The sequence below is a fragment of the [Clostridium] fimetarium genome, from assembly GCF_900111235.1.
GTDB lineage: Bacteria > Bacillota > Clostridia > Lachnospirales > Lachnospiraceae > Clostridium_N > Clostridium_N fimetarium.
On record NZ_FOJI01000003.1, the window covers coordinates 346,613 to 368,666 of the forward strand.

The window sequence follows — 22,054 nt, forward strand, 5'->3', positions numbered from 1 at the left end:
TTTTCATAAATTTCATCTTTCATTATAGCTTCTTGCTTTCTACCATTGGATGAAAAAGAGCATCCAAGCTTTGGCTATTAGCTCGGATGCTCTATATAATCAGATCCTATTAATTTTGCTTATTCAGGTGTTATAACCCTAACTTTAACTACCCTCATATGTGGCGGGAATTAGGGGGGGGAGTTTTCTCCTATTTCCCGCACTTAATAATATAACGATTTCCATGTCCAATATCTTTGATCTCTACCTTTGAAAATCCTGCTTTTTTTGCTAAGATAGCGATTTCTTGTGGAGTAAATAGCTTAAAGCCTTTCTTGGTATACGATGTTCTTTGCATCCACTCTTTTGAATAGACTGCATTTAAAAACTCACCATCAGCCTTTAATACACGATAGATTTCTTCTAACCCTTTTAATGTATCTTCCCAAAAATATATAGTGTTAACAGAAGTGATTGTGTCAAATGTTGCATCTGCATAATTTAATTTACAACAGTCTCCTATTGTCAAATGCATCTTACCTCTTGCTATTGCTTTGTGATTTTTCTTCGAAGCTTCTTTTTTCATATCCTCTGAAATGTCTATTCCATAAATATTTCCGTCACTCTTTTTATACAACTTATTAAGCATATAGCCATTTCCGTATCCGATATCTAATACTTTCATATTTTTATTTAAGACCAATGAATCAACTACACCGTTATACATCGTCTTATTAATGATGTTCATAATCAAACAACAGATTATACCTATGATACCTCTAGGATTTCCAAATTGCGATCCAATATATTCTGATAATTTTCTCATGATTTACCTCACTAATTCTACACAGCTCAAACCCATCTGTCCTACATGTTTCATTCTTCTTATCCCTATTCAATTAAGCTATTTAACAAGTGAATATATTGCCAAGCATGCTATTGCAATCAATGTACTCAATAAAGTTCCCACCAAATACTTCTCTGCAAATGCTTTCTTCTCTAATTGTTTATATCTTGCCAAACTCTTTGCAGCTAGCACAAATCCAATTGCACCATATTGTCCGAGCAGTCCAAGTAGCAGGATTATTTCTCTTTCAAGTATTCCAATCCACGAACCAATTTTTATAATTTCTTCATACTCTACATTTTTTTCGTTTATGTTTTTCGCATTCTTTCCTTTATTGGTTTTCTTGAAATCTTCTTGTTCTTCTTTATCACATTCTTGTTCTTCTCTATCTGCATCCTCTACCGTTTTGGGAATCGCTTTGAAAACAAGTGATATAAATAAAGCAGTGGGTTTCGAACATATTAATCCAGCTATCAATATAGTAATCATCTTATGAAAACTAATGTTATCCATCAATTGTAATGAAGAATATCTATCAACATTAAATTGAATCTTAAACAAGAAGCAAATTAGTATTAAAAACACGATATGTATGGCTTGATCTAATAGAAAAACAACATACTCATATTTTGGCGTTTTTAAATCAACTTTCACTTTGATTATATCTACACATATATGCGACAATCCAATTATCACTGCAATCATTAGACTTTGTATAAAATCACCAGTGAGTACAAGTAGTACAATATACATTACAATCATATAAAAAAAACAATGTAATAGCATGTACCAAGCTGATTTTTTCTTTTTATCTGCAATTTTATCGGTCTGGATATAAAAATCACCTAATATATGTCCAAATATTACTAATTCCATATTTCTCCTCCATATTTTTTTTCTACGTACTGTAATGCCATAAAATCTAGTTCTCTGATTTTATTCGCATTTCCTCTTCTAATAATTGAGTCAACATTTTGTCGTGTACACCCTAATATTTTAGAAATGACCGATGAAACATTCTTTTTCAAAATGGCATCTTCTGCTTCAATTGTTTTTCCATCTATGATTATCGAATTTTCCATTGGGATTTCTTGCATACTTATATGTGCTTTTTCAGATAATTTTTCACCTACTCGCACTCTACTATAACCACTAGTACCTATCTTATATTCAAACTTAATTGACAATAGTTCATTAGCAATCTCATAATTTGTTAGTTTCATTTTTTCTGTAACAAATGGATACAACAATTCTAATATTACTAGCACAATATTTTGCATATATATTTGCTGTCTTTTCAGTGAAATAGATGAGTTAATTAAATGATTGGCTAACGTATCATCTCCACCTGAACAAATTCTAACATTTTGTAATTGCATTTTATGCACATCCTCTATTGCCTTCCTTGCATTATGATAAACTGGTCCATCTTGTTGTGTTGATAATCCGTCTTGGACTTTAACAGTCCACTCCCCAATACCTATCCCTGCACGAACTTTTACTGGTTTCATAAGCATTTCAAATAGCCTAAAATATAATATCGCTGTTGTTGCATCATCAAACAATCCTTGTAACTCATCTCCTGCACTAAATGTAACAGAGAGTTCTATATTTTTCTTGAACAAGTTATTCAACCGCTCAACACAATAGGACATATATTTCTGAATTTCATTTCTTTCATCAATGCTATACATCCTTGATTTTTCAATATCTATTATTAACGAAACATAATTACTCATAATACCACCTCCTATTATATTATATATTCTTGCTTTCTAATATGCAATCATTTTTGATTGCATATTAACTTTGCAATTGTTTTTGATTGCATATTAACTTTGCAATTGTTTTTGATTGCATATTAACTTTGCAATTGTTTTTGATTGCATTTCATGTTTGCAACCATATTAAGTAGTAAATAGTACTATCACTACCTGCCATTGCGGTAGGTCTTTTTTTATTTCAATAAATTTTGCCTGTTCTTTTTGTCGTATATCCCAACAGTTACAATTGAAACAAGTACAAGCACAGCATTTGCAGCAATGGTTCCCGCCCAAGTCATAGTCATGGTGCCAAAGATTGGGGATGCCGCATTGAACATGGTGTGGAATAACACACACATAAACACACGGCCTTTTCCTGATATTTTGTAGATTGCCCCGTCGAAAAACCGAAACGCTAGGAGTTGAACTACAAACATCCAAAAGTTAATGAGTCCATCTCCGTGATTCGTCCCCGGAATGAAGAAGAGAGGGATATGCCAAAAAGTCCAAATGATTCCAGCAAAAATAGAAGATAAAACAAAACCATATTTTTTGTCAAGTGCGGGCTGCAAGATGTACATCCAGCCAGATTCCTCCAAACCACCAATAATAAGACCACCAGGCAAGGAAAGGAAGAACGTATAAAATGGAAGCCCCATTGGGGCGCTCCCTGAAACTACAATATGTATGAAAAAATACAGCGCAAGCCCTGCAACTACGAACAAATAGAGTAATATATTATTTTTAGCATAAAAAACAGTTTGCAACCATTCCTTAAAACCTGCTATTTTGTTGTTTTTCTTCAGAACGATATATGAAGCAATCGCGGGCGACAAAATATAGATTCCAAAGGGAATATTCATCGCGAATTGCTGTAACGTGTTAACCCAATTGTAAACCGTATATCCGAAATTCCCAAGAACAATCAACGTACCTGACACAAGATAGGCTATGCAAAATGTCAGAGCCGTATATTGCACTATTATTTTTTTGTCTTTCATGATATTTTCCCCTCACATTTTGAAGTATACATTAATTCCACTATAACTTCATATTAGCTTTCGTTTCTTCATTTGAAATCGTTGTATATTCATCATAATCCGTACTATTGGTATTCTCCAATGTTTTATTTTCATAAACTACTTTTGTTTCATTTGTTATTTTTGAATCAACAAAGGTTCCTTCTATATCACTACTTTTTTTCATTTTAAAGATAACCACAATTACAACTACAATAATAATTACTAATAATATCGATAATGAAACCATTATCTGCTTTTTTCTATTATTCATTTTTCCCATCATTCATACCCCTAACTATTTTATCTAAACATTTAGATCAACTAGGTCAATATGATATAAATGTATTACTATTGTAACTATAAATCACTATAACTATACCAACACTTTCCTCATTTTCAAACTAGTTGCGTTTCAAATAAGCATACATACAAATGATTGGAGACTTTTGTATATCGACTTGGAGAAACGAATCTGCCTGATAAATAATTTTGAATATTTTCTTCTGATTCATTAAAATATACTACATACAATGAATATGGTCCCTTTTTCTGACGGGAATAATCATGATAGCTTACCATATTATAGGATAAATTAAAATCTTCAGGATAACTTATCTGTAATTGTTTCGATAGCTGTTTCCATTTAGGATTCGTGATCTGACTGACAATATCCCCTGCATAGTTAATTGAACTATTGTCTTTGATAATTTTATTCACTTCCACTGATATCTCCTCAATATCATCATGATTTTCATTGCAAAATAAAATCAGTTCCTCAAATCCTTTTTCAGCTTCTAATTTATCATTCTTTTTTATCGCTTCCTGCTCTGCCTTAAAATGTGTGAAACACCCAAGACCAATTATAAATATCAATATGAATATGCTTATTAAAATCAACAAAACTTTTTTCATTATTGCTTGCTCCTTTGAATCATGTATTTCGCTATTTCTTATAAAGAATACTTAAACCTTACTCAACAAATATACTTGTATGCATCATATTTTACAACTAATAAGAAAACATTACCATCTTTTTCCAAGAAGATACTATTTGAGAATCCTTTCACATAAAATAATATAAATCTGTGAAGGGCAGAAAAATATGTCCAATACTATCTCTAATACTTCTAGTTATAATAAGACTCCAATGTGTGACTTTTCCCCTTGTGATCTTTGTAAAAAATACCCGTGTCCTTATTACTATAATGTACTTATGCATAACGCTAACTTACCACAGAACTTAACCTGTTCTATCAATAATGTGGAAAGTAATAGTAATATTACAGATTTTATATCAATATTAGATAACAAAGGTTTTATTGTTCAGGAAGGGAAATTAAGTTATATTGATATTCTAAAGCTGTGTAGCGAGGGCATCGTTGATAATTGTTTAGGAAACAATGTAGGTGCACCATATGCTGTATGCCTGCTTCCACCAGCACCGAACCAAATTCCTTCAGCAGGACAGGATGCTTGGATTGGATATAGTCCTAATGATGCCAATACCTATCCTCCCAATATTAATTATTTAGCACCTGGATTTGCTAATAAGCTTCGTCCCGACGAAGCTATTGTAGTGGTTGGAACCACCCCTCCGCCTGCCTTGTACTATTGCTTTCGAAGTTATCTTGGATTTGTAGAAAACAAACAGAATAAAGATTACAGTGAATATATAACTGGTGGTGATGATGAAACTGGTTTTTACCATATGATATTTGCAAGTTTAGGTGATCAGATAAATAATTATAACATTGGGACCTCTGCTACCCCAAATGGGCAGCCAGGAGATCCATTTAACAGTTTAACAGCCATTGTTAGCACTGCTGATATGAATATAAATAAAGAGATTCGTAAAGCACTAAACGCCGCTGGATATAGTACAGATATCATAAATGATGACAATATTCCTATGGATCTGGTACACATGGGATTGGAAGCGGGTAAGGATACATTTACATTTATGATGAGAATGGCATTATGGGAAAGCCAATCGATTGGTAACCAATATCTGAATCATATTGATAACTATTTAAAGGTTTTTCGAATCACACCTAAAATTCCTCTCGCTAATATTCAACCCTGGCCGATACCAGCCCTTAAAATCAGAGAAACAGGCATTACAGAATACCAGATTGTTCCAAACTCAAGAAATGATTTAGACCATCTACGAAATGAAATCATAAAAAGATACAGCGGTACAGATTACGAGCCAACAGATCTTGATTTATTAATTGGAATTCCAGACAATTTTAATGCCATATTAAGAGATACTAATATTTATGGAGATGATAGAGATGCTGTGTATTTTAAGGCAAAAGATTTTCAACTAACAAATGATGATGATTTTTTGATTATTTATGGTATAAATCATAATCAAACTGGAAAAGCGATCTATTCTAATGCGAGTTTTTACGGAGCCGAATATTTTAATGGAGTTGCTGGGGCATTCAGTACAGTCCAATTTCCTGATTCTGCCACTCCATATTTTCCACCAGAATCTGAATCTGCCAAAAACTATTATGTATATAAAATGGCAAGAAAAGCAGATGAAGAAAACGTCGTTATTATTCCCTACAGCACAGGAAACCCACTTGGGAAAGCCTATGGAGTTGATAATAACAAAGATGCCAGAGTTTTATTTAGAGTTTATTTGGATAAAATTGCTATGGTTGGTCCCTATATCTTTGATATTATATGGGATCAAGTAATTCTTTTTAAGAAAAAGAATTAAAAAGGTTAAAAAATCCCTCTAAAGTAGAACGTGTAAATACACAAAACTACTTTGGAGGGATTAATGCTGTTGGAGAAATATGCGTGGCCCTTCACTATGTATATCTTATTATCTACCCTTGCAGTCATATTCTGTGGAAATGTTTTGTTGTCCAACTTGGAAAAGGTATGTGTCATAGCATGGAATACTATTTTACTTTCTATCAATCAAGCTGACTGCATATTTAATTATGTTACTTGCATTAATAATGCCTATCATGTTTTCTCCTTGTATTACCGGAGCTTTTTTCAATCCATTTTCTGCCAGTTTGTAGCATACCTCACCTAAATCATCTGTTGCATTTACCGTAATCACTCTTTTTTCAGCTATACTTAATACATTTTTTGTTAAAATACTATCTTATGCTGTATTGAATTTCAACTTATCAAAAGAATCCGAATTAACGAAAATAGAATGTTCAGAAGATAAATGTCTAATAATATCTCCATCTGAAATAAAACCTACTAGATGTTCATTTTGATCTACTACAGGAAGTCCACTAACCTTCTTTTCATTCATCATTCGCAACGCTTCTACAATTGATTCATTACTCTTAATCATATACACATCTTTTTCCATAATATTAATTAATGGATTATTATTAACTGGACTCTTTGATTCATTATTTACACCCAGTATTTTATCTCTCGATTTTCCCCAATATTTTGTCATCATTTTTACTTCTGTGCCAACAAGCAGAGCTGCCACTATGGTTCCGATACCAACACTGCCAAGAGAATGAATGGCTATAAGGCAGGTAACTAATGAAATAATAACCATAGCAACGTCACAAATAACCTTAACTGTGGAGAATTTTGTTTTTGTTATTTTGGAAGCTATAAGCAGGAAACCTTCTGGTGCTAATGAAATAAAACCTGTAGGTACATATAAAAAAACTCCAAGTGCTACAAATACTGTACTAATTAACATTATGATAAATTTAATAGTAAAGTTTGTAGGATTTGGCAGAAAAATCATTAATTCACCACCAAAGGTTAAAAAAGCACCAAATAAAATACCTACAGGAATCTGTAATAAATTAATAAGCTTATATTGTTTTCGAAGCAACAATATCTGGAGTAGTACAACAAAAACGGAAAAAATCATCGTTGCAATGCCTAAATCCATTCCAGTTACAACAGTCATTGTATAAGGAATAGAACTAATCGGCGTTACACCCAAATCTGATTTTACCGAAATAGCCACACCCAATGTCATAATAATTAAACCACCAAAATAAAATAAAAGTCTTATACCAATTTTACCTTTTGTTTTCATCTTTTTTCTCCTTTAAAAATAAATCATCTCTAAGCCAGTTTAAAGTACAATACTGAAATCTAGCCACCATAATCACTCCAAATTCCGGGAACTTATTTCTGCATGTAGTCCATCAAGAAAGCATTGGACAGCAATATCACGACTTTTCTTCAAATCGATATCGTTGTAATAATAAAAATAGCCCAAATATTCCTGAGAAATGAATCCGTGAAGAATCGCACGAAATACTCTCTGCCAGTGAGCGATTGTTTCTTCTGTCAAAGCATAGTCTGAAAGAATCGAAACTACAATATTCAATAATGGTACTGCCATTTTCTTTTCCATATCATCTTCTTTGGACGGCATTGACATGATAAGTTGGTACAGACCCTTATTCTCTATGGCGAAAGAATAATATGCGTCTGCAAAGGCTTTTACAGCTTCATCTTTATTCTTATTTTCTGTAGCAAGTATTTGATTAGCTACAAATTTATCAATAGCAAATTGAAAAACCGCATATTGCAATTCTTTTGTGTTTTTGATGTAATTATATAAAGACGGTGTCTTTATTTCTAACCTACGAGCTAATTCGTGTAGAGAAACTTCCGGCTGTCCAGTCTCCTCAATGAAAGCTACAGCTTCAGCAATAATTATTTCTTTTGTTAATCCTTTTGCGCCCATTACTTAAACCCTCCTTCTAAACTAACAGTGTTAGTTTGTCAATTTGATAGAGGAAAAAGATAGCCTAGTTCATTTTCAATATCGTTTCTCATCATTCCTGCCTAATCTTATTCATTTACAAAGGTTTTATTGTTCAGTAAGGAAAATTAAGTTATATTGATATTCTAAAGCTATGTAGCAAGGGCATTGTTGATAATTGTTTAGGAAACAATGTAGGGGCATCATATGCTATTTGCCAGTTTAGGTGATCAGATAAATAATTATAACATTGGGACCTCTGCTACCCCAAATGGGCAGCCAGGAAATCCATTTAACTGTTTAAAAGCCATCATTAGCACTGCTGATATGAATATAAATAAAGAGATTTGTAAAGCACTAAACGCCGCTGGATATAGTACAGATATCATAAATGATGACAATATTCCTATGGATCTGGTACATCCTATTCCAAAAAATGAGGGGATTGATACATAATGGGTAGATATAGAATCTAAGAAACAGAAAACAACATAAGAAAGCGCGACCAGAAATATGATCGCACTTTACACCCCATGGTCCCTCTTCAATTTTTCCTTACGAACTCCATGATAAACAAAGTTATTTTAAAGTTGTGGATATAAAATATTCTTCAAGGGAGTTATATTTCATTTTTATTGAGCTCAAATTCTCTTCCTTTGCTATTATCTCCCCATCATCAATAATGATAGCACGATTACAAAATCTCTCAGCTGCATCTAGCATATGCGTCGACAATATAATTGCATTTCCTTTATTGGCATACTCTATCAGGATTTTTTTTATTACAGCTAAACTTATTGGATCTAAACCTGAAATATATTCATCCATGAGAAGAAGTTTAGGTTTTAAAATAAGAGAACACATAAGTTGTGTTTTTTTCTTCATTCCCAGTGAATATTCGGATATTGTAATGTTTTTATACTTATCCATCTCAAATACTTTCATTAATTCAAGAATCGTTCTCATCTATTCTATAATCCACATTTTCATTCAAATCCGTACCCCTTTTCATAAACAATAACAAGAGAAAATCCTCTCTCATCGCATAATATTTTCCCAATTTTAACCAATTATACCACCTAACCACAAATCTTCATAGTAATATTAGTTGCAAAACATACACACTATCGGTCTTCCCACGACAATATGTCCAATAGCTTTGATTTGTACTTTTAAAAAAACTCATTACAAGCATCTCTTTTAAAGACGAGCGCATGTCAAAGTGTCCCCAGTGAATCATAATTTATGATTCACTGGGGACACCTGACAATAATCCTATTTTTTTTGCAGCGACTCCCAAATCCCATTCAGATAAGCAATCCCTAAAGCTCTGTCATACAATCCATATCCAGGTCTTGCCTTCTCATTCCATATCATTCTACCATGATCTGGCCTTATACAGCCATCAAATCCAGTTTCAAAAAATGCACGCATAATTTCATACATATCCAAACTTCCGTCTGAGGATAAATGTGATGACTCTCTAAATTTTCTATAACCCAGATATTTTACATTTCTTACATGGGCACAGGCAATTCTATTCATTTCACCAAAATGACGAATAATTTCAGGAATATTATTATCTGGTGAAGAACCAAGTGACCCTGTACATAGACAAAGGCTGTTGGCTGGACTATCCACTAATTTCACAATCTTATCAAAACCCTCTTGTGAATGTGCAATTCTTGGTAACCCAAACAATGGCCAAGCGGGATCATCTGGATGAACTGCCATTCTGATACCAGATTCTTCACATACGGGAATTACTCGTTCTAGAAAATATTTATAATTTTCAAGAAGATTCTCTTCATTTATATTTTTATAGATCTCTAAAGTATGTTCAAGTTCTTTTAAGCGTTCCGGTTCCCAACCAGGAAGAGTGAAACCATTACAATTTTTAATTGTATCTTCAACTAATTTTAGTGGAGTTGTTCCTTTTAAATCTTCTTCATCATAAAACAAAGCATTGGAACCATCACCTATTTCATGTGCCAGATCAGTTCTTAGCCAATCAAATACTGGCATAAAGTTATATACGATAACTTTAATTCCACACTGTGCCAGATTTCTAATGGTCTGTATATAATTTTCAATGTATTGATCACGGGTTGTAAGTCCCATTTTTATATCTTCATGAACATTTACACTTTCAATCACTTCTACTTCTAGTCCCTGTTCATTCACATGCTTCACATAGTCTTTTATCACATCTAGAGGCCATACTTCTCCAGCTTTATATTGATCAAGAACACCCATCAACCCAACACAACCAGGAATTTGACGGATTTGTTCTAGGGTAACACTGTCATTACCTTCACCGTACCAGCGAAATGTCATCTTCATAAAATTATCCTCCTATACTCTTACCTTAACTACGATTTTTCTTACTTCGCAAGGTTCATTATCTATGCATCTTGGCTTGTGTGCATCTTCTGGCGCAACTACTGCAAAATCTCCAGTACTTAACAAAATACTACCACCACTACTTGGTTCCTTGAAAAAAACCAAATCATTATCTGCATCATATGGCGCTTGTGTTTCCATACCATGTCTTAAAGCATATCCGAATTGTTCTTTTCCCTTAACTACGTATTGTATGTCAAAATACTTGTCATGAGCTTCATATTTACAGTCACTGGCTGGCATTGTCGTGTACTCTTGCACATTTGCAAATATATCATCACCTTTTATAAGAACTTTTCCCAATGGCAATTCCATTAAATTCTCATTCTTTAAAAAATTAAATGCTATGTTAAATTTTTCTTCCAAATAATTATATTTATCTGCTAATTTTAATGTTGTTGTAAGCATAATTACTCCTTCTAAATTTTATTATTAGTCTTTTACCTATGGATTTTTTAGTTTGTTTTATATTCGGTTTTATATTCGGTATCATTTACTATTTCTATAATACTTTCATATAGGGCTGTGGCTGCTTCCTTGTTATATCCATACATCAGAATTACATCAAAAACAAATGGAGAATAGTTCAATTTCAATAATTCTTTAGCAAAAGACATGCCTGCAATCTCTCCAAGACATATAATTCTAGATAGATTAGAAAATGGTTTTTTCCAAAGTTCAATTTTCTCAGTTTGAGTATATATGGTATTCTTTTTATGAAACTCTATACCATGAAATATCTCATGGGCTAATAATAAATGATAGATATCAATATCTCCTAACAGTTCTTTTATCCCTTGATCCTTAATTAAGGGTTCTGCTTTTTTAATGGTATCCATAAAAATTGTGATCTTTTTGGGTTCCATATATTGAGCAAATATAACATAATCTCCACCATTTGGCATATCCTGGGTATCAACCTCAAGTTCCAAATTGCTAGCGATATCTTCCATTGTATGATTTTCATACTTTGCCGAAATTAAAACCGCCTCATATACACCACATTGGGTTGATTTTTTAATATATTCTCTTTTTTCTGTCAAATCAAATTTTCCGTCTAGTGGTTCTTTTGAAAATGCATACATTCCCCAATCTTCATCAGAAAGTTTTAATAAATTAGTAATGATCATAGTAAGGGGTAACACGGTCTTGCTTTCTTCTAGAATGCTGACAGCCGATGTTGAACTTCCAAAAATTGATTTGATAAGACTTTTTCCATTATCACTTAGCATCATAATAACTCCTTTTGCTATACAAGTTAGTTGAACATTAGCTGTAAATCAACAATTCTTATTTTAACCTATATTTTATTTTTATAACTGATTCTTAGCACCAACAATAATTACATCTTCATTACCATCAACCATTTGCATTTCAATATCCATAAGCATTAAAATCTGTTCTAAATCAATAGAACCATTAAAATCCATTACTCTTGCCCCAACACATATGTAATAATCTGGTCTTAGTATTGCATCAGCTTTGAATATTGACAGTTCTTCCCACATTCCTGTAACAATACTTCTGTAGGAAGTAGCCTTTGTTATACGTACATTACCATCTGTTCTTTGGACTTTAATAAATCCTTTTTTATCAAGAATTCTTAGTGGATTCTTGCTCTTATTTTCAATGCTAAATACATAGAAATTATTCGTCTGTCCTACTAGTTTTACATCTTCCAACTTAGCCCTAAGATCTTCTGACGCAAGTGCTTTCGCCTCAGCTTGACTACATTCTTTAAGAAGATCCGTGGTTTTAACTTCTGTGGAACCAATTGCAATTGCAGTAAGTTTTGATGTCTGTGAATCAATTTCAATATGAACTTCAACTGAACCTGGTTCCGCACCACTTTCAACTGCCATATTAATTGCCTCAATTTTAATACGCTTTATATCTTCTGATGTTGGATTAGGCACAACTCGCTCAACTACATCTCTTACCATTGCAAGTGCAACACCAATTGATGAAATAACTTCTGCATTCTCAGGAACACTATACTTGATATTCATTTTATCTGAACAAAATCCAATCAGTGCTTTCGCACCACCACCTACTCCTACCAAAGAGATTTGATCATGTTCTAACTTATATTTTTCTGCAAGCCCCATAATAACAGGTTTTATTTTTTCATAGGATCTTGAGAGTATCTGAGTCGCAACCTCTTCAACAGTTACTCCAATATAATCAGCAATTGGCTGCATTGCTTTTTTCGCTGAATTGATATTACCATAAGAAAAATCAGTAGGTTCCACTAGACCGAGTACGTTAGCGGCACAACTATTAGTTATAGTAATTCTCTTACCACTGGCTAGTTTAATTGCCACGTAATCATCTGGATCACCTTCTTTGGGTGAGAAAAATTCAAGTTGTGGATTAACTATCTCTGCTTCATCGGTATAAACTGCATAGTCAAGTCCTGCGATATGTGCAGATCGTGGTCCTACATCATGAACACCATTCTTATTCACTCGTATCATACTTCCGCCAGCCACGCCTAACACCTGAACATCAAGTGAACTGATATAGGTTCTGTGTCCACCTACGATTGAGTAATCAATTGCAGGGCGTCCATTTTTGATAACCCCAATATTCGTTGTAGTTCCACCTACTTCAAAGTAGACACCATTCGATGCTCTTAAATACATAAGGGATCCCATTACACTAGCTGCAGGTCCTGAAAGCATTGTGAGAACCGGTCTTTTTTTCATTTCATTGATTTCCATTACACCACCGTCACCACGCATAATCATGAGTGGAACAGATACACCAGCCTTACGAACTCCCTCTTCTGTGGAGTTTGCAGTGTTGAGCATTTTAGGAAGTATGCTTGCATTAATTGCGGCAGTTCTAGTTCTTCTTTTCAGTCCATAAAGTTTTGTGATATCGGAAGCGATTGTAGTTTCAAGACCCATTTCATTATGAGCAACATCATATACAAACTGCTCACCTGCAATATCATCTACTCCAAATGCTTCTGATGCAACGATTACTTCTGCACCCTGTTTTTGTAATTCTTCGACTACTCTTCTTACCGTTTTTCTATCTATGTCTTGAGATTTAATATATTTATTTTTAATAATTATTTTTTTACCTGAACCAAGATCAATATTTCTCAATCTCGATTGCGGTCTTGACAGAATACTTTCAATACCTTTGAAACCCATTCCAATAACACCAACTGTTGCCACATCACCTTCAATCAAAGCATTTGTAGCCTGAGTAGTACTATGTGCAACAAATATTACATCTTCTGGAGCTATATCGTTTTCCTTGAGACAATTTTGAAATGCTGCCACAACCCCAGCTGCTACGCCAGTTTTATCATTATGTGTAGTTTTCACTGATGATTTACCAATAATCTGATGAGTTGCGTTATCAATTGCCACTGCTTTTGTGTGAGTACCACCCACATCAATTCCCATTCTTACCATTTTTCTATCCATGATATAATTCTCCTTTTCATTAACCAAACATCACGTAAGTAATAATCTGTAGGATGCAACAGATTATCCAACCTGTAATAATACTCATCTTCAGAAATTCTTTTGTGGAAATTTTAGCATAACCAATGCCCCATACGATCCATGACTGTGTAATACAACAAGACACATTCATTACAGTTGTGGATGCTATCATTAATGGTGCCAAATATCCTGTAGAAAATCCAATTCCTTTTAATATACCAAGAGTCGCTGCACCACATCCAAATAAGGTAAATGGTCCTCTAAATAATGCCAATGGAGCCAATAGACAAAATACAAGAGTGATTACAAGCGTATTATTAGGAACAATCCCGCCAAGCAATGCATTAAAATATGGAATACACAATTCAGCTGCTTTATTAAACATTGGAACCATAAGAAGGAATCCTACCAATGGTGCTGTATCAACTACACCATCAAAAAAATCTTTATTAAAAACTCTACAGGCACCGCTAAAGGTTTTTAACTTTCCACATACAAATAATGCAAAGAATCCACCCAACAAAAATCCAAGAATAATCGGTACTTTGAAAAATATAAGCAAAATAACTGGAATAAATGGTGTCAAAAGAGATATTCCAGGAGCGTAGTTTCTCTTTTGCCTTACTGGTCTATCAGCTGCCCAAGTATGAACTTTTTTCTTTCTCATACTGAAAAGAACCAATAAGATTGTAAATCCTAACTGTACTGCTAAAGCTATTCCACCCCATTGAATATATGTTTCATAAGTATAGGTTGCTTTTCCACTTTCATTTAGGAAGAACGCTGTATACTGTCCAAATAATACTGGATTAATGAACATACCTGCTCCAATGCTCAGCATAAATACACATACTGACAATACTTTTGGAATTCCAAGTGCCATATAGATCGGTAATATAATAACTCCAATTGCCACAACTGCACCTGCTCCAAATAGAGAAGAGAATACTAGTGTTGTTACGCAAGATAGTAAAATACATGTGATTGCTGGTTTATCACCACCTAGTTCTGTGGTTTTACGAATTAGAGTGGATGCAATTCCTGTTTGAAGTAAAACCCTACCAAACCATGCGCCAAATACAACATTTACAAGAACTGTTCCCCATCCTTCTGGACCACTTTGAAAAACTTTAGTAAATGCTTGAATCCAAGTAATATTTATAATTTTCTGATTCGCTGCAATAAAATCTGGATTCGTTATAAACTTATATCCAATCATTGGTAATACAGTCCAAAGCACTGCCATAACCAACATTCCAATCATTAAGTTCCCACCCCTTGCTGCATAAATCGCTAAGCAAACAAAGGTGATTAATATTAAAACGCCAATAATATATTCCATTTTATGTACCTTTTCCTTCCCATTTATGTTTCGTGTTTTTTATTTTCTATTTTTCTAAAGAGATAATCTTTTCCCAAACCTCGTCAATGACAGGAATTCCATTCGCCAAATTTTCATATCTGGTATTCAGTTCAAGCTCACCTGGATAATACACTTCTCCGCCTTCTGTTACAGCTTCTGAGGATTTGATATCAGCCAAAATCTCATTCACAATGCTATCAGTAATTGCAGTGGTATTCCCTTTACTAGGATCAATCGCAATCATAATCTGTGTCAAACCAACTTCATCACCAAAGGTGCCAATCTTTGAAACAGAATTTTGATTCGTAAGCACTGTTGCAATCAAATCTAATGCAATTGATATTCCGCTTCCTTTCCAATAACCCATTGGAACTACTCTCCATGTTTTTTCAATCTCAGCTGGATCAGTTGTTAAATTCCCATTGGTATCATATCCACCAGGAACCGGAAGTTGATTTCCCTTAAGTCTGGCTTCTTCAATCTTTCCATAAGAGAACTGTGAAACTGCACAGTCAACTACTGCATGTTTTCCATTACTTCTTGGAATTGCCATTATAAATGGATTATTGCCAATTTTCCTGTCTTTTCCACCCCAAGCTGGCATATTAGGCATGGTGTTTGACCAACAGATTCCAATACAACCTTGATCGGCTGCCTGCCATCCATAAGTACCACCTCGCATCCAGTGATTATTATTACCCAATGCAACTAGACCAATTCCGTTGACTTTAGCGAGTTCACAAGCTCTATCCATTGCGATTTTGGCATTGAGTGGTCCAAAACCTCTATGTCCATTCCATCTTTCAAAAGCACCCATCTGAATCTCACAAGTTGCAATTGCTGTTGAATCAATTTCACCTTTATCCAAATATTCTATTACTCTTGCAAATCTATTGACACCATGTGAATAAATACCATCCAAACTATTCTTTGCAAATACTGTTGCAGCATTCATTGCATTCTCTTCTGAAAATCCTCTTGATACCAAAATTACTTTGAATTTTTCTACTAAATCATCATAGTTTACTCTCATTATTAATCTCCTTGTGTAAATTATTAGTTGTTCTTGTGTAATATAGTTGTATGTTGTTAGTTATTTACTTAAGTAATTAGCCATTCTGCTTAAGTGTTTGTGAAAGCGCTTTTTCATATTCCCAATTATATATTATGTATGTGTTATTGTCAACATACTATTAATATTTTTTAATACTTTGTGCAATTTGCACATATATTCTGCAATTATTTTATATATATAAATTATTTATTATGAATATTATCCAATATATGAAAGCGCTTTTCTACTGTTATTAAAAAAAGAGACAAGATGATACATTTTGTCTCTTTTTAAATCATCTATACTTTTATAAATAAAATCTATTTAATAAGCATATAGATTAGCATTATTTTAAGTGTCATAACGAAAACCATACTAGTATTTTCTATGTACTTTCTCTTTCAATAATCTCAGTTTGAATAGATATCCCTTTTTCAGGAGTTTTTCCTTCTGTTATATTGCGTAGAATTTCAGCACATAATTTCCCGAGCAACTCAGGTTTATTATCTATTGTTGTCAACTCAGGCTCGCATATTAAAGTTTCCTGACAGTTGTTACACCCTATTATGGCAATATCTTCTGGTATCTTATAACCTCTTTTTTTGAATTGTTTCATTGCACCAATAGCAGTAATATCCTCACCGAATACTACTCCATCAAACTTAACTCCAGAATCAATTATTATATCTGCTGCTTCTTTTCCGCCTTCAATTCCATATATTGTCTTTATGATTTTCTGATCAACACCTAGGATATCTCTTAACTTCAAAGACTCCTTAAATCCATTTACCTTAGTCTTTGCGCTGGCTGTATCCATATCACACACATATAATAAGTCTTTATATCCTTTGTCGTATAAATAATCTGCTGCACTTCTAATCGCATTTTTATCATCCACCATTACTGAATAAAAATTGCTTCCATCAACATGTCCATTGGCAATAACCACTGGTATATTATTAATTGTACTAATTATCTCTTCACTATTGATTAACTCGTTAAATATTGAGCCAATCAAAACAATTCCATCGACTTGCTTCTCAGCATTTATATTAATATACTTTATACACTCATCTCTTGAATTTCCTGTATTGCATACATTTACATTATATCCACTCTTACTAAATTCATGTTCAATTGCATGTACGATTCTTGCATAATGAGAAACCCGTACATCAGCAGTTAAAACTGCGATGCTTTTCATTGTTTTACTGACCATTCCTCTTGCAATTGCACTAGGTTTATAGTCATATTTCTTAAGAATGTCCTCTACACGCTTCTTGATTTCAGGATTCACATTCGTTTTATTATTAAGAACACGGGATACTGTGGATATGGAAGTTTTAGCTTCTGCCGCTATATCATATATATTCATCAAAATCACCCATCTAACATTATTTTTTGTCGTTTATTATTTTTGACTTACATTATTTCTATTTCACATTCTTTTTAATTTCATATTCTTTTCTATTTCACATTTTTCTATTTCACATTTTTCTATCATACATTTTTCTAGCGTACATTTTTCTAGCGTACATTTTTCTAGCGTACACTATTCTATCGTACATTATTTTCTTTCTCAATACATGTTATAACTTCCTGTAAATCACAGCAGATTTTAAATACTTTTTTCTTAACATCATCTTCAATCACTATCTCGTCGGGAATATGTATTACTCTTATTTTAGCTGCATATCCTGCACCGATTCCATTGGGACTATCCTCTAGTACAAAACATTCATCCGAACTCTTCCCTATTATTTGAAGCGCTTTCAAATAAATATCTGGTTCTGGCTTACTTTTTACAACTGAATCTCCACAAACTACCGTCTCAAAATAATCATACACTCCTGCCATTTTAAGCATTTTTTCTGCCAATACATGATTGGTTGAGGTAGCCACTGCTGCTACAATACTATTAGACTTTAGATAACTAAGTAACTCTATAAGTCCTTTTTTTATTGGTATGCCCGATTCTTTAATCACAAGATTCATATGTTCTGTTCTTAGTGACCTAGCGTATTCAAAATCAAAACTAGGGCCAAACCTATTCTGAAATAGTTGTTTACAGTAAAATGCAGATACGCCTTTTAAACTATTTATAAATTCCATTGGTATATCAATATTTAATTGTGTTGCTGTATGTATCCAAGCCTTTGTTGATAAACGTTCTGTATCAAACATAAGACCATCCATATCAAAGATTACTCCATTAATCATATTTCTTCCTCACTTCAAATCACAAAACGGCTAATAATATGGGTATTATACAACGTAATTATTTAAATTACAACTGTGATTGGATTGTAACGATTCGTAAACACTTACATTAATAAAACTAACCATCTTACTTTTAGGAATAAAACATTTCTCTAAATATTATTCTTTGCTCCTTTGAATCATAATATAAATTGTTCCATATGTTATTTCATACTCTTAAAATACGCCCCTAAAATATGCTTTATGTGATAGTACCTTCTTGCGTAGGAATTTTCAACTCGAATCAGTTCAAACCCATGTGTCCTACATATCTCATTTTTCTTCTTATCCCTACGCATAACTGCTTCATCTTCTGAGTGTTCGTGACCATCCAGTTCAATTGCTAGAATAGGCATTTCCTTCCCTTTTTCAACTTTTTCATATACAACAAAGTCAAATCTTCCGGTGAAAAACAAATCGCTTCCAGCCAGATTTTCTCCAAACACATGATTAATGGCAACCTCATGTTCAACCCTGCACTTGCGGTAACTTCCTATCACGTTGTCCAATGCATGGCGTAAATTTTCCAAGAATACATTTTCAGTTTCTGATGAGTATGGTTTTATCCCCAATGCCCTTGAATTCTGCTCTTTAGACGCCACTGCAGATGATCCATTAGACTTTGTATATTGTACCAAATCATACAAATCGTCCTCTTCCTTTTCATTATGAAGACGTTCAAGATCCTTATCTGCAGACATTATGATGAGTTTTTCCTTTGCCCTGGAAGTTGCAACATTAATTAACTCTTTGTTGCATTTTAACCAATCATAAGTCTGCTTTGTTGTCTTATCTGTAATCGCAAGCGAAAATATTACAACTTCTTTTTCATCTCCTTGGAAAGCATGAACAGTGCCACAGCTGACGTTTGTAAGATTGTTCTCCTTCAATGCGCTATTTATCCGATCTTTTTGATTGACGAAAGGTGTTATTACCCCTATTTCCTTGTCCTTATTTAACTCAGCGAATTTAATGATTTCTTGGATTTCGGCAGGTGAAGTGTTTTTATAATCCGTAGTATTGTCCTTAACATCTACATATAGCAAAGGCTGTTCTTCTTTGGACGCAGACATAATCTTCAACTTACTGTTATAAAACTTCTTATTGTTGAAATCAATAATTTTTTTGTTACACCTGTAATGATTATGCAGTAAAATCTCATCACTGACCGCATCGCAAGCCAAAAATGTTTTATAAATGGAATTTTCTATGTAGTCATATTCATTGGTAATATGATAACGCTTCTTTAGAATCTGATTGTCCCTTTTACTCAACAATATTACAGGATTCAGTTGCTGTGGATCACCTACCAACATCAGATTATTTCCGCGCAAAATCGAAACCAAGGCAACTGCTGAATTACATTGGCTGGCTTCATCCATAATAACCATATCAAAATAAGGTTCCGGTTCGCCAAGTTTATGAGCAGAAATACACGTTGTTATCATAATAGGAAAAATCTTCATGAATTTCTTCAGATTCGTTCCTTTACTCAGATATTTATTAAATTCCCTAACCTGATCTTCCTCTGAATCCATTTCAAGAATCGCCCTTAAATCATTATGCTTTGGCTCGTCTATGCTCTTTATATATTTTGCTGACGTGTAATAAAGATACATTATAAATTGACTTAAATCACTTGGCAGAAGTGCCTGTGCATCGTCATCCGTTAATTCCCCTATGGCTTTTAAGCGTTCATTTAAATGTGCCAACTGCTCACCCTGCAGCTCAGTCTGGAAATGCAAATGCTGATAACTTCCCTCAAGTTTGACGAGTGCTTCCCGTCTCTCTTTTAATTCAATCGATTCTTCATGCAACGCCAGAATTGTCCTTAGTTGCTCTGTTCTTTCTATCTCAAAATCTTTCTTTTTTTCCAATGTCTTATCATAGACTTTAATGTTCTTACATTTTTCATAAATATTTTTGATGTATTTTAATGTTTCTTTCAGCTTTTCATTATTGCCGAGTCTTATGACTGGGAACGGTATATTACGGCCTTCATATTCAAGGCTACACAAGGCATCGAAAACACTATCAATTGGATGGTTATTATAGGAACAAAACAAAACCGTTTTCTCATTAAAAAATGCAGTAGATATGGTATTTATAATTGTATTCGTTTTTCCAGTTCCAGGTGGCCCCTGTATATAGGTTATCGGAAACTTCATTCCATTGTTGATTGCCAACAGCTGGTCCAAATTAACTCTCTTATTTAGAAGAGCAATTGGAATATCCTTCTTTGCCCTGGACCTTTGTGTGTAATTTCCAAAAAATGCTTGGATTGGCTTAGGCGCAGTACCATTTTCGTACATATCTGCAATTGCCTTGTATTCTTCTTCAAGTGGCAGATTAATGTCATATCCAAGTGCAATTAAATAAGGCATATCATCCACACCATTCATATGGCGGCTATACTGGGTTATCTTGTCTTTGATCAGTTCAAGATTCGTTTCGAAATCATTTAAGAGCTCGTAGTCTTCTGCATCTAAAAAACGCCTTATACTCTGCTTATTCCCTTCCACTGTAAATTCCCTCAATACAGAAATATCTTTTTGGGGAACGAACTTTCTATTCTTCACATCCAGATTTAGCAGTCTAAATGCCAGCACATATAATCCGTCTTTTGTATTAATACTCAATACATTCAACGCCAGTTTCTTTATCGAATAAGAACGAGATTTGTTTTTATTACTGAACTCCTTCACAATATATTTGAATTGCTCATCGGAAAGGCTGAAATCATCTCCAATTGCACTTTCATCATCAAAATACTTGAGGAGTGAGTATTCACATTTGTAAGGAGTGGTATCCATGCGATTGCATTCTGAATAGTAATTTAGAATCTTTAGATTTGCGATATTTTGAAATATGGTTTGATATTTTTCAGGATTATATGTGATATCTTCGATTAATACGTTATTAACGGGACAATAGGTTCCATCGATTATAGAAGAAGATATGATGGAATCAATATAGATTGATAGTGATAGCACTGTGTTCTCACCTAGGTGAAGCCCATCAACTAACAAAGTACGTGAAGCTGGCCTCAATTCTCTGATGCCAATCCAGTACTTTGTGACTTCTTCTTTTTTGTTTCTATACTCAATGCTAAGCCATTTTCCCTCGTGGATGGCTTTGAATATGTCTTTGGTGATATTGTTCATTTGGGTCCCC

Annotated in this window: 21 protein-coding genes; 2 read left to right on the forward strand and 19 right to left on the reverse strand. The window is 33.7% G+C overall.

Annotated elements, in window-relative coordinates; translation table 11 throughout:
• Positions 1-190: 190 nt before the first annotated feature.
• The 6 genes from BMY18_RS05925 to BMY18_RS05950 form a co-directional block, all read right to left on the reverse strand.
• Positions 191-805, reverse strand: coding sequence for a class I SAM-dependent methyltransferase (locus tag BMY18_RS05925; protein ID WP_092451545.1), 615 nt, complete (start codon positions 803-805; stop codon positions 191-193).
• A 78-nt stretch (positions 806-883) separates the two neighbouring features.
• Complete coding sequence (locus BMY18_RS05930; RefSeq protein WP_092451547.1) at positions 884-1,702, reverse strand: DUF3307 domain-containing protein; 819 nt, start codon at positions 1,700-1,702, stop codon at positions 884-886.
• On the reverse strand, positions 1,693-2,565 hold the full coding sequence (locus BMY18_RS05935; RefSeq protein WP_092451549.1) for a SatD family protein: 873 nt from the start codon (positions 2,563-2,565) through the stop codon (positions 1,693-1,695). Before BMY18_RS05935 ends, BMY18_RS05930 begins: the two co-directional genes overlap by 10 nt.
• A gap of 218 nt (positions 2,566-2,783) precedes the next feature.
• On the reverse strand, positions 2,784-3,590 hold the full coding sequence (locus BMY18_RS05940) for a CPBP family intramembrane glutamic endopeptidase (protein ID WP_092451551.1): 807 nt from the start codon (positions 3,588-3,590) through the stop codon (positions 2,784-2,786).
• A 40-nt stretch (positions 3,591-3,630) separates the two neighbouring features.
• On the reverse strand, positions 3,631-3,894 hold the full coding sequence (locus BMY18_RS05945) for a hypothetical protein (RefSeq protein WP_139197220.1): 264 nt from the start codon (positions 3,892-3,894) through the stop codon (positions 3,631-3,633).
• A gap of 113 nt (positions 3,895-4,007) precedes the next feature.
• Positions 4,008-4,523, reverse strand: a complete 516-nt coding sequence (locus BMY18_RS05950) for a hypothetical protein (protein ID WP_092451556.1) — start codon at positions 4,521-4,523, stop codon at positions 4,008-4,010.
• Positions 4,524-4,713: 190 nt separating this feature from the next.
• On the opposite strand from BMY18_RS05950, the gene BMY18_RS05955 reads away from it, so the two are divergent.
• Positions 4,714-6,342: a hypothetical protein gene (locus BMY18_RS05955; RefSeq protein ID WP_242940972.1), complete on the forward strand. Its 1,629-nt coding sequence runs from the start codon at positions 4,714-4,716 to the stop codon at positions 6,340-6,342.
• Between the two features lie 192 nt (positions 6,343-6,534).
• On the opposite strand, the gene BMY18_RS05960 is transcribed toward BMY18_RS05955, so the two are convergent.
• The 3 genes from BMY18_RS05960 to BMY18_RS05970 all read right to left on the reverse strand — a co-directional run bounded on the left by BMY18_RS05960 (position 6,535) and on the right by BMY18_RS05970 (position 8,319).
• Complete coding sequence (locus BMY18_RS05960; RefSeq protein WP_092451558.1) at positions 6,535-6,735, reverse strand: CBS domain-containing protein; 201 nt, start codon at positions 6,733-6,735, stop codon at positions 6,535-6,537.
• Between the two features lie 6 nt (positions 6,736-6,741).
• Positions 6,742-7,659, reverse strand: a complete 918-nt coding sequence (locus BMY18_RS05965) for a DUF6198 family protein (RefSeq protein WP_092451560.1) — start codon at positions 7,657-7,659, stop codon at positions 6,742-6,744.
• Between the two features lie 72 nt (positions 7,660-7,731).
• Positions 7,732-8,319 carry a TetR/AcrR family transcriptional regulator gene (locus BMY18_RS05970; protein ID WP_092451561.1) on the reverse strand — a complete coding sequence of 196 codons (588 nt, stop codon included), beginning with the start codon at positions 8,317-8,319 and terminating at the stop codon, positions 7,732-7,734.
• Positions 8,320-8,544: 225 nt separating this feature from the next.
• Here BMY18_RS05970 and BMY18_RS05975 point away from each other — a divergent pair, with 225 nt between their 5' ends.
• Positions 8,545-8,793, forward strand: coding sequence for a hypothetical protein (locus BMY18_RS05975; protein WP_092451564.1), 249 nt, complete (start codon positions 8,545-8,547; stop codon positions 8,791-8,793).
• A 123-nt stretch (positions 8,794-8,916) separates the two neighbouring features.
• Here the strand turns inward: BMY18_RS05975 and BMY18_RS05980 are convergent, their stop codons facing one another.
• From BMY18_RS05980 to BMY18_RS06025, 10 genes are all read right to left on the reverse strand, one after another.
• Entirely contained in the window at positions 8,917-9,303 is a 387-nt protein-coding gene (locus BMY18_RS05980) for an AAA family ATPase (protein WP_092451566.1), read from the reverse strand.
• A gap of 309 nt (positions 9,304-9,612) precedes the next feature.
• On the reverse strand, positions 9,613-10,680 hold the full coding sequence (gene uxuA, locus BMY18_RS05985) for a mannonate dehydratase (RefSeq protein WP_092451568.1): 1,068 nt from the start codon (positions 10,678-10,680) through the stop codon (positions 9,613-9,615).
• Between the two features lie 12 nt (positions 10,681-10,692).
• Positions 10,693-11,148, reverse strand: a complete 456-nt coding sequence (locus BMY18_RS05990; protein WP_092451570.1) for a NanQ anomerase/TabA/YiaL family protein — start codon at positions 11,146-11,148, stop codon at positions 10,693-10,695.
• A gap of 47 nt (positions 11,149-11,195) precedes the next feature.
• On the reverse strand, positions 11,196-11,975 hold the full coding sequence (locus BMY18_RS05995) for a hypothetical protein (protein ID WP_139197222.1): 780 nt from the start codon (positions 11,973-11,975) through the stop codon (positions 11,196-11,198).
• A 78-nt stretch (positions 11,976-12,053) separates the two neighbouring features.
• Positions 12,054-14,183, reverse strand: coding sequence for a hydantoinase/oxoprolinase family protein (locus BMY18_RS06000; protein WP_092451574.1), 2,130 nt, complete (start codon positions 14,181-14,183; stop codon positions 12,054-12,056).
• Between the two features lie 19 nt (positions 14,184-14,202).
• Entirely contained in the window at positions 14,203-15,546 is a 1,344-nt protein-coding gene (locus tag BMY18_RS06005; RefSeq protein ID WP_092451576.1) for a citrate transporter, read from the reverse strand.
• A 46-nt stretch (positions 15,547-15,592) separates the two neighbouring features.
• Positions 15,593-16,600 carry a 3-dehydro-L-gulonate 2-dehydrogenase gene (gene yiaK, locus BMY18_RS06010; protein ID WP_092451578.1) on the reverse strand — a complete coding sequence of 336 codons (1,008 nt, stop codon included), beginning with the start codon at positions 16,598-16,600 and terminating at the stop codon, positions 15,593-15,595.
• Positions 16,601-17,006: 406 nt separating this feature from the next.
• Complete coding sequence (locus BMY18_RS06015; RefSeq protein WP_092451580.1) at positions 17,007-17,996, reverse strand: LacI family DNA-binding transcriptional regulator; 990 nt, start codon at positions 17,994-17,996, stop codon at positions 17,007-17,009.
• A gap of 182 nt (positions 17,997-18,178) precedes the next feature.
• A complete protein-coding gene (locus tag BMY18_RS06020) occupies positions 18,179-18,841 on the reverse strand; it encodes an HAD family hydrolase (protein WP_092451581.1) in 663 nt (220 codons plus the stop codon).
• A 203-nt stretch (positions 18,842-19,044) separates the two neighbouring features.
• Positions 19,045-22,044, reverse strand: coding sequence for an AAA domain-containing protein (locus BMY18_RS06025; protein ID WP_092451583.1), 3,000 nt, complete (start codon positions 22,042-22,044; stop codon positions 19,045-19,047).
• Between the last annotated feature and the right edge of the window lie 10 nt (positions 22,045-22,054).

Excerpts from the sequence above, each read along its gene's own strand:
- BMY18_RS05940 (WP_092451551.1), bottom strand. The coding sequence starts at position 3,590 with ATGAAAGACAAAAAAATAATAGTGCAATATACGGCTCTGACATTTTGC.
- BMY18_RS05965 (WP_092451560.1), bottom strand. The coding sequence starts at position 7,659 with ATGAAAACAAAAGGTAAAATTGGTATAAGACTTTTATTTTATTTTGGT.
- BMY18_RS05990 (WP_092451570.1), bottom strand. The coding sequence starts at position 11,148 with ATGCTTACAACAACATTAAAATTAGCAGATAAATATAATTATTTGGAA.
- BMY18_RS05980 (WP_092451566.1), bottom strand. The coding sequence starts at position 9,303 with ATGAGAACGATTCTTGAATTAATGAAAGTATTTGAGATGGATAAGTAT.
- yiaK (WP_092451578.1), bottom strand. The coding sequence starts at position 16,600 with ATGAGAGTAAACTATGATGATTTAGTAGAAAAATTCAAAGTAATTTTG.
- BMY18_RS05935 (WP_092451549.1), bottom strand. The coding sequence starts at position 2,565 with ATGAGTAATTATGTTTCGTTAATAATAGATATTGAAAAATCAAGGATG.
- BMY18_RS05950 (WP_092451556.1), bottom strand. The coding sequence starts at position 4,523 with ATGAAAAAAGTTTTGTTGATTTTAATAAGCATATTCATATTGATATTT.
- BMY18_RS05995 (WP_139197222.1), bottom strand. The coding sequence starts at position 11,975 with ATGATGCTAAGTGATAATGGAAAAAGTCTTATCAAATCAATTTTTGGA.
- BMY18_RS06025 (WP_092451583.1), bottom strand. The coding sequence starts at position 22,044 with ATGAACAATATCACCAAAGACATATTCAAAGCCATCCACGAGGGAAAA.
- BMY18_RS05925 (WP_092451545.1), bottom strand. The coding sequence starts at position 805 with ATGAGAAAATTATCAGAATATATTGGATCGCAATTTGGAAATCCTAGA.
- BMY18_RS06020 (WP_092451581.1), bottom strand. The coding sequence starts at position 18,841 with ATGATTAATGGAGTAATCTTTGATATGGATGGTCTTATGTTTGATACA.
- BMY18_RS05975 (WP_092451564.1), top strand. The coding sequence starts at position 8,545 with ATGCTATTTGCCAGTTTAGGTGATCAGATAAATAATTATAACATTGGG.
- BMY18_RS05955 (WP_242940972.1), top strand. The coding sequence starts at position 4,714 with ATGTCCAATACTATCTCTAATACTTCTAGTTATAATAAGACTCCAATG.
- uxuA (WP_092451568.1), bottom strand. The coding sequence starts at position 10,680 with ATGAAGATGACATTTCGCTGGTACGGTGAAGGTAATGACAGTGTTACC.
- BMY18_RS06015 (WP_092451580.1), bottom strand. The coding sequence starts at position 17,996 with ATGAATATATATGATATAGCGGCAGAAGCTAAAACTTCCATATCCACA.
- BMY18_RS06005 (WP_092451576.1), bottom strand. The coding sequence starts at position 15,546 with ATGGAATATATTATTGGCGTTTTAATATTAATCACCTTTGTTTGCTTA.
- BMY18_RS05970 (WP_092451561.1), bottom strand. The coding sequence starts at position 8,319 with ATGGGCGCAAAAGGATTAACAAAAGAAATAATTATTGCTGAAGCTGTA.
- BMY18_RS06000 (WP_092451574.1), bottom strand. The coding sequence starts at position 14,183 with ATGGATAGAAAAATGGTAAGAATGGGAATTGATGTGGGTGGTACTCAC.
- BMY18_RS05945 (WP_139197220.1), bottom strand. The coding sequence starts at position 3,894 with ATGATGGGAAAAATGAATAATAGAAAAAAGCAGATAATGGTTTCATTA.
- BMY18_RS05930 (WP_092451547.1), bottom strand. The coding sequence starts at position 1,702 with ATGGAATTAGTAATATTTGGACATATATTAGGTGATTTTTATATCCAG.